The 13,481-nt window shown below is 35.0% G+C and carries 12 protein-coding genes; 9 read left to right on the top strand and 3 right to left on the bottom strand.

All coding sequences use genetic code 11. The features are described 5' to 3' along the window. Positions 1–83 precede the first annotated feature (83 nt). The 3 genes from B2745_RS02950 to B2745_RS02940 are packed head-to-tail and all read left to right on the top strand — an operon-like array spanning position 84 to position 2,744. Complete coding sequence (locus tag B2745_RS02950) at positions 84–1,097, top strand: LacI family DNA-binding transcriptional regulator (RefSeq protein ID WP_304063499.1); 1,014 nt, start codon at positions 84–86, stop codon at positions 1,095–1,097. Further along, complete coding sequence (kduI, locus tag B2745_RS02945) at positions 1,094–1,930, top strand: 5-dehydro-4-deoxy-D-glucuronate isomerase (protein WP_304063495.1); 837 nt, start codon at positions 1,094–1,096, stop codon at positions 1,928–1,930. The genes B2745_RS02950 and kduI overlap by 4 nt, the downstream gene beginning before the upstream one ends. Positions 1,931–1,946: 16 nt before the next feature. Continuing rightward, on the top strand, positions 1,947–2,744 hold the full coding sequence (locus tag B2745_RS02940; RefSeq protein ID WP_036692049.1) for a gluconate 5-dehydrogenase: 798 nt from the start codon (positions 1,947–1,949) through the stop codon (positions 2,742–2,744). A 193-nt stretch (positions 2,745–2,937) separates the two neighbouring features. Here B2745_RS02940 and B2745_RS02935 read toward each other — a convergent pair whose 3' ends face one another. Further along, positions 2,938–4,071 (bottom strand): acyltransferase family protein, encoded by a 1,134-nt coding sequence (locus tag B2745_RS02935; RefSeq protein ID WP_304063492.1) that lies wholly within the window; start codon positions 4,069–4,071, stop codon positions 2,938–2,940. A 133-nt stretch (positions 4,072–4,204) separates the two neighbouring features. Here B2745_RS02935 and nagB point away from each other — a divergent pair, with 133 nt between their 5' ends. The 6 genes from nagB to B2745_RS02905 all read left to right on the top strand — a co-directional run bounded on the left by nagB (position 4,205) and on the right by B2745_RS02905 (position 10,791). Next, positions 4,205–6,124: a glucosamine-6-phosphate deaminase gene (nagB, locus tag B2745_RS02930; protein ID WP_304063489.1), complete on the top strand. Its 1,920-nt coding sequence runs from the start codon at positions 4,205–4,207 to the stop codon at positions 6,122–6,124. A 25-nt stretch (positions 6,125–6,149) separates the two neighbouring features. Further along, the gene (locus B2745_RS02925) at positions 6,150–7,418 is read left to right on the top strand and encodes a sugar MFS transporter (RefSeq protein WP_304063486.1); all 1,269 of its coding nucleotides are present in this window, start codon (positions 6,150–6,152) and stop codon (positions 7,416–7,418) included. Between the two features lie 299 nt (positions 7,419–7,717). Continuing rightward, positions 7,718–8,152: a MarR family winged helix-turn-helix transcriptional regulator gene (locus tag B2745_RS02920; protein ID WP_026903331.1), complete on the top strand. Its 435-nt coding sequence runs from the start codon at positions 7,718–7,720 to the stop codon at positions 8,150–8,152. Then, on the top strand, positions 8,149–9,162 hold the full coding sequence (locus B2745_RS02915) for an NAD(P)/FAD-dependent oxidoreductase (protein WP_304063483.1): 1,014 nt from the start codon (positions 8,149–8,151) through the stop codon (positions 9,160–9,162). The genes B2745_RS02920 and B2745_RS02915 overlap by 4 nt, the downstream gene beginning before the upstream one ends. A gap of 2 nt (positions 9,163–9,164) precedes the next feature. Further along, positions 9,165–9,485, top strand: a complete 321-nt coding sequence (locus tag B2745_RS02910) for a 2Fe-2S iron-sulfur cluster-binding protein (RefSeq protein ID WP_026903329.1) — start codon at positions 9,165–9,167, stop codon at positions 9,483–9,485. A gap of 10 nt (positions 9,486–9,495) precedes the next feature. Then, positions 9,496–10,791 carry an NAD(P)/FAD-dependent oxidoreductase gene (locus tag B2745_RS02905; RefSeq protein ID WP_304063480.1) on the top strand — a complete coding sequence of 432 codons (1,296 nt, stop codon included), beginning with the start codon at positions 9,496–9,498 and terminating at the stop codon, positions 10,789–10,791. Positions 10,792–10,894: 103 nt separating this feature from the next. On the opposite strand, the gene rluF is transcribed toward B2745_RS02905, so the two are convergent. Together rluF and B2745_RS02895 are read right to left on the bottom strand one after the other, a co-directional pair. Then, a complete protein-coding gene (rluF, locus tag B2745_RS02900) occupies positions 10,895–11,734 on the bottom strand; it encodes a 23S rRNA pseudouridine(2604) synthase RluF (RefSeq protein ID WP_304063477.1) in 840 nt (279 codons plus the stop codon). A gap of 265 nt (positions 11,735–11,999) precedes the next feature. Then, entirely contained in the window at positions 12,000–13,478 is a 1,479-nt protein-coding gene (locus B2745_RS02895) for a glutamate synthase subunit beta (protein ID WP_304063475.1), read from the bottom strand. Between the last annotated feature and the right edge of the window lie 3 nt (positions 13,479–13,481).

Genomic DNA, 13,481 nt, shown 5'->3' with positions numbered 1-13,481 from the left:
ATTGTTTTGGCAAATCAGTATCAAAATATTTAATACAAACGTTTGCACAAATACAATAAATAGCTTAGCTTTGGGCAACCTAAATGACAAAGAAAGTAACCATAAAAGATATTGCTCGCGAGTTGAATACCAATTATTCAACCGTTTCCAGAGCATTAAATGATAGTCCTAAAATTAGCGATGCTACCAAACAAAGTGTTTTAAAGCAAGCGAAATTGATGGGGTATCAACCAAATTCTTTTGCTCAAAAACTAAAAAAAGGATACAGTAATACAATAGGATTAATTGTCCCCCGTATCAATCGTGTTTTCTTTTCTAATGTGATACATGGTGTAGAAACCATCGCAAAACAGCAAGGTTTCAACGTTATCATTTGCCAATCTAATGAAAGTGTTAAAGATGAAGAAGATAATGTGAAGACTTTACTGAGTAACAACGTTGCGGGTATCATCATGTCTATATCTAAAGAAACACAAAATGAAAGCTCTTTTCAAGAAATCTTAACTAATAAAATCCCTTTTGTGATGTTTGATAGGGCTTTAAACAACTTGGTAAGCAATCAAGTGGTGAATAATAACTTTAAAGGAGCTTACGAGGTTACGGAACATCTTATCAAACAAGGCTATCAAAAAATTATACATTTTAGCGGCCCGCTTTACATCAATATTTATCAGGATAGGTTAAATGGCTATAAAAAAGCTTTAGCAGATTATCAGATAGCTTTTAATCCAGATTTTATCATCGAAAACACGCTTACAAAAGATAAAGGAATTGCAGCAGTTGAAGAACTACTGAAACAAAAGGTAGATTTTGATGCCATTTTTGCTTCGGGAGATTACTCTGCTTTAGGAGCAATTTTATGCTTAAGACAACACCACATTTTAGTACCCGAGCAGGTTGGCGTTGCAGGCTTTGCCAATGAACCCTTTACAGAATTACTTGATATAACATCAGTAGAGCAGTTTAGTACAGAGATGGGTAAATCAGCAGCTAGTTTATTACTAGAAAAAGTACAGCGTAAAGAAATCTCAGATCAATATCAAAATATTGAAATATTACCACAATTAATTATCAGAAAATCAACTCAAAAGTTATGAAATACACAGAAAGATACGCTGCGCATCCAGCAGATTTCAAAAATTACGACACCACCAGAATCAGAGAAGAGTTTTTAATGCCTGATTTATTTCAGCAAGATGAAATAAGCTTGGTTTATTCTCTTTATGATAGATACATTGTTGGTGGTGCTTTACCAGTTCATAAAACTTTGGTTTTAGAAACTATTGATCCTTTAAAAGCGCCTTACTTTTTAGAAAGAAGAGAGCTAGGAATTATTAACGTTGGCGCTAAAGGTACTGTTGTTGCTGATGGTGTTAGCTATGAACTAGGTTATAAAGAAGCTTTATACATTGGTAAAGAAACTAAAGAGGTAAGTTTTAGCTCGGCAAATTCACAAGAGCCTGCAAAGTTTTACATCAACTCTGCCCCTGCTCATCATAAATTCCCAACTAAAAAAGTAACGCTTAATGAAGCAGAAATTGTAGAGATGGGAAGTTTAGAAACTTGTAATGCTCGTAGAATTTGTAAACTATTGGTAAGTTCTGTAGTAGAAACTTGTCAATTACAAATGGGTTTAACCGAGCTTAAGACAGGTAGTGTTTGGAATACTATGCCAGCACATACGCATAACAGAAGAATGGAAGCTTATTTTTATTTTGAAGTTCCGCAAAATCAAGCTGTTTGTCATTACATGGGTCAGCCAGATGAAACACGTCATATTTGGTTAACTAATGAGCAAGCTGTATTCTCTCCATCTTGGTCTATCCATAGTGGTGCTGGTACATCAAATTACTCTTTTATTTGGGGTATGGCTGGCGAGAACCTGGATTATGGCGATATGGATATTGTACAACCTTTTCAACTTAAATAATTAAACAACAATGAATATGAACTCTTTATTTGATTTATCCGGCAAAGTAGTACTTGTAACCGGAGGTACACACGGAATTGGTTTTGCTATTGCTACCATGTTAGGAAAAGCTGGAGCTAAAATTTGTGTGAATGATATTTTTGAAGATAAACTTGAAGCTTGTAAAGTAGAATACAAAAAACATGGTATTGATGCTTATACTTTAAAATTTGACGTAACAGACGAGGCTGATGTTGACCGCGGAATTACCCAAATTGAAAACGAAGTTGGTAGTGTTGACATTTTAGTAAACAATGCTGGTATCATCAAAAGAATTCCAATTTTAGATATGCCTATAGCTGATTTTAAACAAGTTATTGATATTGATTTAATTGCTCCATTAATTATTTCTAAGCGTGTGGCGCCTAACATGATTAAAAAGAGATACGGTAAAATCATCAATATGTGCTCTATGATGAGTATTTACGGAAGAAATTCTGTTTCTGCTTATGCAGCTGCTAAAGGTGGTTTAAAACTATTAACTGCTAACATGTGCTGCGAGTGGGCTAAATACAACATTCAAGTAAATGGTATTGGTCCAGGTTATATTGCTACTTCACAAACAGCTGCTATCAGAGAAGGAAATCATCCTTTTAACGATTTAGTAATGACCAGAACACCTGCCGGAAGATGGGGCGAGCCAGAAGATGTAGCTAATGCAGCTTTATTCTTAGCTTCTAAAGCAAGTGATTTTGTTAACGGACATATCTTGTTTGTTGATGGTGGTATCTTAGCTAACTTCGGTTATGTTAAAGGCGAAAACGACATCGTTTAAACGCCATTAAACTATATTTAAAAACCGATTGAATCTGAAAAGCTCAATCGGTTTTTGTATTTTAATAAAGATTGTTAATGAAACGTAAATCCCTTATTCCATAAATCCGAGTTGCTTGGTATTTTAAACCCAGAGAAGCTAAAGGCTGTAGATAGAAGCCTAAAGCAAATTCAATCCAAAAATATTTAAGAGGTTAAACTTTAACATATATTTTCCTTTTATCAAGCATAAAACCTATTAACCATAAAATAAGCATATAAGTTAAAGCAAAGGCTAATGATGCGTTTTTATCTGACAACCAAGTGGTGAATAACTGTTCGTACACCAATTTATTTAAAGAAGTATCTTTAAATCTTATCAAACTCAATAACTTAATAAGTGCACCAGAAAGTACAAATATAAAAAGTGGATTTCTGCCAAATACCTCAAAAAAATAAGTCCATTTTTTGATATGAATAACTTCTATAACATACATTAACGCAGCTATCAGTAGCAAATCCCATCCTACAGTATAAAGTACATAAGAACTTGTCCATATAGGTTTATTAATAGGAAATACCTTAGCCCAAAATAAGGCAACTGCCAATAATGCCAATCCTATAAATAAAAGTTTGAAGGCTGCCTTTCCCTTATTTGTATTTTCCTGAATAAATACTCCTGCTAAAAAACCAAAAGTTACATTTACAATAGCTGGCAGCGTACTTAAAAGTCCTTCCGGATCAAAGGGTATACCAAAGCCTTTATACAAATTTTGTGCAGGTAACAACCATAAATCAACCTGTGTTACCAAATTTCCTTCTAAACTATAGGGGTCTGCGCCTATAGAAAAATTGCTCAAAATAAACCAATAAAACAATAGAAGGCCTACACTTACAACAATAACATAAACTCGACTAAAATAATATACAATTAAAGCCCCAAACAGGTAGCAAACGGCAATTCTTTGTAAAACACCCCAAACCCTTAGCTCAAATATATTTTTAGCTACCAAGTTATTTTCCTCCCATTTTATAAAAGGAAAATAATTAAGCATCAAACCTATTAAAAAGATAAGTATAGCCCTTTTAAATACTTTCTTCAAAAAAACGAAATCGCCAGCTGCTTTTAACTTTTGCATACCGAAACTTAAAGCATTACCTACCACAAATAAGAAAGTTGGAAAAACCAAATCTGTAACAGTAAAGCCATGCCAATCTGCATGTTTAAAAGGAGCATAAATATGACTCCAACTACCTGGTGTATTAACCACAATCATCAGGCATACGGTAAGCCCTCTTAAAACATCTAAAGAAAGATACCTTGTCTGAACTGGTTTAAAATGCTCCATATTATGTGATAAAAAGTTTAACAATACTAACTTAATAAATTTTTTAAAAAGATTATAACAAAATATGATTTTTTTATTAAGTTTGAAATAGAATTAAAATAGTATATTTTATTAAATCCAAAAAAAATAAAACATGTCTCGTTTAAACCTTCTTGAAGAAACCCGTTTTGAGAAACTACCCGTTACCGTATTTCCAGACCAACATGCTGCCTCTATAAATGTAGCACAAAGAATAGCAAATTTGATAAAAGCCAAACAACAAAAAGGCGAAAAAGCTATTCTAGGATTAGCAACAGGTGCTACCCCAGTAGGTGTTTATGCAGAATTGGTACGTATGCACAAAGAAGAAGGCTTATCTTTTAAAAATGTTATCACTTTTAATCTGGATGAATATTACCCAATGAGACCAGATGCTGTGCAAAGTTATGTAACTTTTATGAACGAACAGCTATTCAATCATATTGATATTGAGAAAGAAAATATACATATTCCAGATGGCACTTTACCAGAAAATGAAGTTGCAGATTTCTGCTTAAACTATGAGAAAAAGATAAGTGCCTACGGTGGTTTAGATCTTCAAATATTAGGTATAGGGCGTACGGGGCATATTGGTTTCAACGAGCCAGGTTCTGCACCAAACTCGGGCACACGTTTAGTAACCCTTGATGATTTAACCAGAAGAGATGCATCAAGAGATTTTGGTGGTAAAGAAAATGTACCTACAAAAGCTATTACCATGGGTGTAGGTACCATTTTTAAAGCCCGCGAAATCATTTTAATGGCATGGAACCAGAAAAAAGCACCTATCATTAAAAAGGCTGTTGAAGGCGAAATTTCTGCCGAAGTTCCTGCAACTTATTTACAATTATCAGATCAGGTAGAATTTATCTTAGATAGCGATGCCGCATCAGAACTTACCCGTTTTGATACGCCTTGGTTAGTAAGAGATTGTATTTGGGATGCTAAAACCATTAAAAAAGCAGTTATCTGGCTTGCTAAAACGGTTAATAAACCTATTTTAAAGCTTACCGAAGAAGATTACAATAACCACGGTATGGCACAATTAGCAACAGAAAAAGGTCCTGTTTACAACATCAACATAGAGATATTTAATAAGTTGCAACATACCATTACAGGATGGCCGGGTGGTAAGCCTAATGCTGATGATAGTCAAAGACCAGAAAGAGCTAATCCAACAAAGAAAACTTCTATTATATTTTCTCCACACCCTGATGATGATGTGATTTCTATGGGTGGTACTTTTATCCGCTTGGCAGACCAAGGGCATGATGTGCATGTGGCTTACCAAACATCAGGTAATACAGCCGTTTGGGATGATGATGCCTTACGATACTTAGAATTTGCTATTGATTTCGCCAAAGCACAGGGTAATGATGCTTCTACACTTGAAAAAACTTATAAAGAGGTAAGAAGCTTCTTAACTACTAAAAAACCAAACCAAGCAGACATTAAGGAATTACTTACCGTTAAAGGTTTGATAAGAAAAGGCGAAGCTATTGCAGGAGCCAGATTTGCAGGCTTAAAAGATGAAAACATCCATTTTATGGATTTACCTTTTTACGACCGCTCTAAAACTAGCAATAAAGTAAGTTTTGAGGATGACATCATCCAAACCATGGAATTATTGAAAAAATATAAACCGCAACAGGTATTTGCTGCTGGTGATTTTGCAGACCCACATGGCACACATAAAGTTTGTTTTAATATTATATTAACCGCTTTACAAAGATTAAAACTTACCGAAGATTGGATAAAAGATTGCTGGCTTTGGTTATACCGTGGTGCATGGCATGAGTTTGAGATTCATGAAATTCAAATGGCGGTACCACTTTCTCCTCAAGAGGTAAAAAGAAAGCGTTTGGCTATATTTAAACATCAATCTCAGAAAGATTTACCAGTTTTCCCTGGAGACGATTCTAGAGAGTTTTGGGTGAGAGCCGAGGAAAGAACCAGCGAAACAGCTAAAGCTTATGACCAATTAGGCTTGGCAGAGTACGAAGCAATGGAAGCTTTTGTGAGATGGGAATATTAATGTAAACGAGAACTAAACAAATTATATGACCCAATCTTCATCTTATCAACCTGCGCAAAAGTCAGGTTTAAATCCAATATTTATTATTGGAGCACTGTTTTTTATCTTCGGGTTTGTTACTTGGTTAAACTCTGTACTTATCCCCTATTTAAAAATAGCTTGTCAACTTAACCATTTTCAATCCTATTTGGTAGCTTTTGCTTTTTACATTGCTTATTTAGTAATGGCTCCGGTATCTACCAAAGCCTTAAACGTATTCGGCTTTAAAAACGGAATGGCTGTTGGTTTAGTGATTATGGCTATTGGTGCTTTAATATTTATACCTGCTGCCATGACCAGAACTTACAATCTTTTCTTGTTAGGTTTATTTGTACAAGGTAGTGGTTTGGCAATTTTACAAACCGCCTCAAACCCATATATTACCATTTTAGGACCTGCCGAAAGTGCTGCCAAGCGTATCAGTATCATGGGGATTTGTAATAAACTTGCTGGTGCTGCTGCTCCTGCAATTTTAGGTTCTATCATTTTAAAAGACACAAAAAGCTTTGAAGAGAATTTAGCCAACTTAAATGATATTGCTAAAGCAGCTCAGTTAGATGAATTGGCTTCTCGGGTGATTACGCCTTACCTAGCTATCATAGCAGTTTTAGCAATTCTGGCTTTTTTAATCTATCGTTCTAGCTTACCAGAAATTGATACCAATGCTGAAGATGAAAGCGTAGCAGCATCAAATTCAGGAAAAACCAGTGTCTTGCAATTTCCACATCTTGTATTAGGAGTAATCACTTTATTCTTATACGTAGGGGTTGAGGTTATTGCCGGTGATACCATTATTAGTTACGGTTTGAGCCAAGGCATTTCGCCAGATACTGCTACTTTCTTTACTACCTATACTTTAATAGCAATGGTAGTAGGTTATATTTTAGGCATTATTTGTATTCCTAAATATATCAAACAAGAAAATGCTTTAAAACTTTGTGCCGTATTGGGTATAGCTTTTGCAATGGTAGCTATCTTTTCTAGCGGTTATACTTCTGTTTTAGCTATTGCATTATTAGGCCTTGCAAATGCTTTAATGTGGCCAGCTATTTGGCCATTGGCTTTAAATGGCTTGGGTAGATTTACCAAAGCAGGCTCTTCTTTATTGGTAATGGGTATTGCTGGTGGGGCTGTTATTCCTTTATTATATGGTGCCTTAGCAGATGCTTTTAACTCGCAGCAAGCTTATTGGATTATGGTGCCTTGCTATTTGTTTATCTGGTTTTACGCTGTAAAAGGAAGCAAAATCAGGTAATTTGATAAAGATTAAATTAATTAAATAATTTCTAAAGCGTCTCTTTTTTTAAGGAGGCGCTTTTTTATTTTTTCATCCCTAGCTTATCTATAATCACCATCAAATTTAACAACATCCTTATTCAAGCACCCTTCATATAGCATTTAAATGCTCAATTCTGATATAATTCTGCAATGCTAAACAACTGCCATAAACGGTTAAAACAAAATTCGTAACCATCAAAATTTTATCAAATTAATCTCTACTAAAATAATATAGTTTAAAACAATTCTCATATATTTGTTGTACTAATTATTGTTATGGCAAAAGAATCTTTTAATACTTACTCTTACCTGCTAGATCGTACAAATAGAAGAATAAAACAATTTGCACAAAAGCGGTTTAAAGAAGAAAGTTTTGATATTACAGTAGACCAATGGTTGGTTTTAAAATCATTAAACCAAGAGAATGATCAAAACCAAAGCGAACTAGCAGAGCAAATTGGCAAAGACAACCCTACCCTTACCCGTATTATTGATTTACTATGTAAAAAAGAATTGGTTGAAAGAAGACAGCTCCCTAGTGATAGGCGATGTTTTACCCTACATCTTACTGATGAAGGAAAACAAAAAATGGAAGAATGGGCTCCTAAAGTTGCTGAAATTAGAATGAAAGCTTGGGAAAACCTTACTGAAAAAGATTACGAAGACTTAAAAAGAATTTTAAATACTATTTATCAATCTTTAGAGATATGAACACACAAATTAGTACAGACATTTGCATAATAGGTGCAGGTCCGGTTGGCTTGTTTGCCGTTTTTGAAGCAGGTTTACTTAAAATGCGTTGCCATTTGGTTGATGTTTTACCTCAGGTAGGAGGCCAATTATCAGAAATATATCCCCAAAAACCTATTTACGATATACCAGGTTATCCTGAAATTAAAGCTCAGGAATTGGTTGATAATCTGATGGAGCAGATTAAACCATTTGATCCAGGTTTTACTTTAGGAGAAAGAGTAGAGCGTTTAGACAAGCAAGAAGATGGAAGCTATTTAGTAGTTACCAGTGATCAAACAAATATCCACTGTAAAGTTGTAGTAATTGCCGGTGGTTTAGGCTGTTTTGAGCCTAGAAAGCCAGATATAGAAAATCTCCAATTTTTTGAAGGTAAAGGCGTAAGCTATATGGTAAAAAATCCGGAGCTTTATCGTGATAGAAAAGTGGTTTTAGCTGGCGGTGGAGATTCTGCTTTGGATTGGACTATTTTCTTGGCTAACATTGCACAAGAAGTTACTTTAGTGCATCGTGGAGATACTTTTAGAGGTGCACCAGACTCGGCAGAAAAAGTCTTCAAACTTGCTGAAATGGGTAAAATTAACTTAATTCTTTCATCACATCTTCATAAAATTAATGGCGATACTCATTTAGAAAAAGTGCATCTGCTTAGCAAAAGTAAAGAAGAAAGAATACTAGATGCAGATTATCTCATTCCCTTGTTTGGCTTAAGTCCAAAACTTGGCCCCATTGGTCAATGGGGTCTAAATATAGAAAAATCTGCTATTGCAGTAAATACCGAGGATTATTCTACCAATGTAGAAAGAATTTATGCTATTGGAGATATCAATACCTACCCTGGTAAACTAAAACTAATTTTAAGTGGTTTCCATGAAGCTGCTTTAATGTGCCAGAGTGCTTTTAAATATGTTTATCCAGATCAAAAATTATCTTTTAAATACACTACCGTTTATGGTGTAAATACTTTTTAAATATGATAAAATTAACTGTTATAGATAGGGATGATACCGAGCAAGAGATTGAAATTCCTACGGATATTAACCTCAACTTAATGGAAGTTTTAAAAGCTTCTGAATACAATATTTTAGCCACTTGTGGAGGTATGGCTTTATGCGCTACCTGCCATGTACAGGTTTTAGAAGGTTTAGAACAATTAGCAGATGTGCAAGATGCAGAACTAGATATGCTAGATACTTTACCAGATGCCGGCACCGATAGTAGATTGGCATGTCAGTTGAAGGTTAACGAACAATTAAATGGCATTAAAATAAAAATTAGAGGCGAAGAAGCTTAATAATTAAAATATGAAAAGCGATAAAAAATTCCCAAAAGTCATCATCATTGGTGGTGGCTTTGGAGGCATACAACTGGCAAAAAAATTAAAACATGCAGAAGTAAACATACTGATGTTAGACAGGCATAATTACCACACATTTCAGCCTTTATTATATCAGGTTGCAACCGGTGGTTTAGAGCCAGATTCTATTGCTTTTCCTATTCGTAAAGTATTTCGCGAACAAAAAAATTTAGCTTTTAGGGTTGCTAATGTTACAGCAATCCATACAGAGCTTAATAGCATTAGCACAGATATTGGTAATTTTGATTATGACTTTCTGGTATTAGCTACAGGCTCAGAAACTAATTTCTTTGGACAAAAAGAAATAGAACATTATGCCATGCCCATGAAAACGGTTCCTGAAGCCTTAAACCTGCGCTCTTTAATTCTACAAAACTTAGAGGAAGCCCTTATAGAAGAAGACCCGATAAGAAGAGATGCCCTTTTAAATTTTGTGGTTGTAGGTGGTGGCCCCACAGGTGTAGAAACAGCTGGGGCACTTGCCGAGCTTAAAAACCACGTTCTACCTGCCGACTATCCAGAACTGGATATACAAAGGATGCGCATTTTTTTAATAGAAAATTCTGAACGTGTATTAACGCCATTCTCTGAACAGGCCTCTTACAAAGCACAAGAATTTTTGGAAAACATGGGTGTAACCGTGATGCTTGAAAAACTTGTTGCAGCTTATGATGGTGATAAAGTAACTTTAAAAGACGGCGAAATTTTACCTACTAAAGCAGTGATATGGAGTGCTGGCGTAAAAGGTGCTCTTATACCTGGTCTAGACAAAGCAGAAATTGTAAGAGGTGGTCGTATTAAAGTACAACCGAATAATTTAATTGTAGGCTATAATAACATTTTTGCTATTGGAGATTTAGCCTGTATAGAAAGTGAAGAATATCCTTTTGGACACCCTGGTGTAGCCCAGGTTGCGATACAACAAGGGCAACAGTTAGCTAAAAACTTAGTCAAAATTATCAATAACGAGCCAACAAAACCTTTTGAATATTTTGATAAAGGTTCTATGGCTACCATAGGAAGAAATAAAGCTGTGGTTGATTTAAAATACTGGAAATTTCAAGGTTTTTTTGCTTGGTTAACGTGGATGTTTATTCACCTACTTTTCTTAGTAGGTTTTAGAAATAAAATGGTTACCCTGATGAATTGGATTGTAAACTATTTCAGCTACGATAGAGGCACACGTTTGATTATCAGAAAGTTTGATAGAGATTTAATGAAAGAAGAGGCAGAAGCTATTTAAAATTTACATTTTAAATGATTACCTTGCCGTATCCAAAAAATCATTACAACTACAAGAAAAATAAGAAAAGCCCTGTGCATTAGCGGGGCTTTTTTTGATTATTTTAAGACTTTGGTTTACTGCGTTTTTGCTGATGATTTTTCTTACTCTTAAATTGCTTATAACTTTGTTTAGGTTTGGCTATTACAGATGCTTCTTCTGTTTTACTTGATTGTGCCACCATTTGCATAATTTCTGCAAGTTCTTCTTTTGTTAAATTACGCCATTTACCTAAGGGTATATTTTGTAAAGAAACATTCATGATTCTGATGCGCTTTAAACGGGTAACTTCATAATCCAAGTACTCACACATTCTTCTAATTTGCCTATTTAAACCTTGTGTCAAAACAATTTTAAAAATAAAATCACTTTCCTTTTTAATCACACATTTGTGAGTAATTGTCCCTAATATGGGTACACCAGCAGCCATTTTTCTTAAAAAGTCTGTAGTAATAGGTTTATTTACAGTAACCACATACTCTTTTTCGTGGTTATTGCCCGCCCTTAAAATCTTGTTCACAATATTCCCATCGCTGGTTAAGAAAATCAAACCTTCCGAAGGTTTATCTAACCTCCCTATAGGAAAAATTCTTTTAGGATGGTTGATATAATCAATGATATTACCTTCTACATTTCTTTCGGTAGTACAAGTTATACCTCTTGGCTTATTAAAAGCGATATATATATCTTGCTCAGGATTTTTAAACTTTATCCTCCTGCCATCTACCCTTACATCATCTTCATGATTTACCCGATCACCTAAAACACCAGTTTTGCCGTTTATGCTTACCCTTCCCTCTTCAATCAACTTATCGGCTTCTCTTCTAGAGCAAAAACCGGTATCGCTAATGGCTTTATTTAAACGTAAATCGTTAGAATTACTCATCATGCTTAATCTAAGCATCAAAAGTATTAAAATAACATGATTTCAGGACAATAAAAATATCCCTCAAATTGACGTATACCAACACAGGTTAACACTCTAATAAGCCAAATTAGGATAAGGAGAATCTAAAAGTAGTATAACATTTTAATTTAGGTTATCTAGACTCGCTAGATACTTAATAATTCATCATAGTGTACAAAAAAGCCCTGAAAGCTAGGCTTTCAGGGCTCATGATTTATTTATGCTAAAGATTATAAACGAGTTAGTAAGAATGTGAAGTAAATTACATCACCTCTTCAAACATATTTACTGCTTCTTTACTCTCTAAATTAGAGTGTCCCATTAAGTATTGGTCAATCTTTCTGGCAGCTTCTCTACCTTCTGATATTGCCCAAACAACCAATGACTGTCCTCTTCTCATATCACCTGCAGTAAATACCCTGTCTACATTGGTTCTGTAAACACCTTCTGTTGCTTGTACATTTTTACGCCCGTCCAATTCAACACCTAACTGTTCTAACATACCATCGTATTGAGGGTTCACAAATCCCATTGCTAAGAATACTCTTTGGCAAGGAATAACTCTTTCTGTACCTTCAACTTCTTTAAATTTAACTGGTCTGCCCATAGCGTCAACTTCCCACTCCACATCTACAATACGAAGCTCTTTTAATTCACCATTTTCATCACCAATAAACTCTTTAGTATTGATGCCCCAATAACGCTCACAACCTTCTTCGTGTGAAGTAGTGGTTTTAAGCAACATCGGGTATGTAGGCCAAGGCATATTATCTGTACGGTCTTTTGATGGCTTAAACATCAATTCAAATTGTAAGATAGATTTAGCACCTTGGCGGTTAGATGTTCCAACACAGTCAGAACCAGTATCACCACCACCAATAACCACTACATCTTTACCTGTAGCTAAAATTTCTTCTTCAGTTACAGGCTCATTACCTACACGTTTGTTTTGTTGTTTTAAGAACTGCATAGCGTAGTAAACACCTTTAAGCTCTCTACCTTTTATAGGTAAATCTCTTGGTATGGTAGAACCTCCTGCTAATAAAACAGCATCAAACTCTTTGGTTAACTCTTTTGCGTTGATGTCTTTACCTACTTCAGTATTACATTTAAAAATAATACCACTTTCTTTCATCACTTCTACCCTACGCTCAACTACAGTTTTCTCTAATTTAAAATCAGGTATACCGTATCTTAATAAACCACCTGGCTGACTGTCTCTTTCAAAAACAGTAACTTCATGTCCAGCTTTGTTTAACTGTGCAGCAGCGGCTAAACCAGCCGGACCAGAACCTACAACAGCTACTTTTTTACCAGTACGAATTAACGGTGCATGAGGTTTAACATATCCTTTAGCATAAGCTATTTCTATGATGTGTTTTTCTATCTCCTCGATAGCTACAGCAGGTTTGTTAATACCTAGTACACATGCAGATTCGCATGGTGCAGGGCAAATTCTTCCTGTAAATTCAGGGAAATTATTGGTTGAACTTAGTATTTGATATGCTTCTTCCCAATTTGCTTTGTAAACGGCATCGTTAAACTCTGGAATAACATTCCCTAGCGGACAACCCGAGTGGCAAAAAGGGATACCACAATTCATACATCTTGCAGATTGTTGGTTTAGCTTTTCATCACTATACATACCAACAAATTCTTTATAATTTTTAACCCTATCCTGGGCAGGAACTTTCTCTGGAAGTTCTCTTTGATATTCTTTAAATCCTGTAACTTTTCCCATGAC

The organism is Pedobacter glucosidilyticus (assembly GCF_002483235.1).
GTDB lineage: Bacteria > Bacteroidota > Bacteroidia > Sphingobacteriales > Sphingobacteriaceae > Pseudopedobacter > Pseudopedobacter glucosidilyticum_B.
The sequence above is the reverse complement of the archived record's forward strand: the minus strand, read 5'-3'. Positions and strand labels throughout refer to the sequence as shown.

Coding starts and splice junctions, on each gene's coding strand:
- B2745_RS02905 (WP_304063480.1), top strand. CDS start 9,496: ATGAAAAGCGATAAAAAATTCCCAAAAGTCATCATCATTGGTGGTGGC.
- B2745_RS02895 (WP_304063475.1), bottom strand. CDS start 13,478: ATGGGAAAAGTTACAGGATTTAAAGAATATCAAAGAGAACTTCCAGAG.
- B2745_RS02925 (WP_304063486.1), top strand. CDS start 6,150: ATGACCCAATCTTCATCTTATCAACCTGCGCAAAAGTCAGGTTTAAAT.
- B2745_RS02915 (WP_304063483.1), top strand. CDS start 8,149: ATGAACACACAAATTAGTACAGACATTTGCATAATAGGTGCAGGTCCG.
- B2745_RS02935 (WP_304063492.1), bottom strand. CDS start 4,071: ATGGAGCATTTTAAACCAGTTCAGACAAGGTATCTTTCTTTAGATGTT.
- B2745_RS02910 (WP_026903329.1), top strand. CDS start 9,165: ATGATAAAATTAACTGTTATAGATAGGGATGATACCGAGCAAGAGATT.
- nagB (WP_304063489.1), top strand. CDS start 4,205: ATGTCTCGTTTAAACCTTCTTGAAGAAACCCGTTTTGAGAAACTACCC.
- B2745_RS02940 (WP_036692049.1), top strand. CDS start 1,947: ATGAACTCTTTATTTGATTTATCCGGCAAAGTAGTACTTGTAACCGGA.
- rluF (WP_304063477.1), bottom strand. CDS start 11,734: ATGCTTAGATTAAGCATGATGAGTAATTCTAACGATTTACGTTTAAAT.
- B2745_RS02950 (WP_304063499.1), top strand. CDS start 84: ATGACAAAGAAAGTAACCATAAAAGATATTGCTCGCGAGTTGAATACC.
- B2745_RS02920 (WP_026903331.1), top strand. CDS start 7,718: ATGGCAAAAGAATCTTTTAATACTTACTCTTACCTGCTAGATCGTACA.
- kduI (WP_304063495.1), top strand. CDS start 1,094: ATGAAATACACAGAAAGATACGCTGCGCATCCAGCAGATTTCAAAAAT.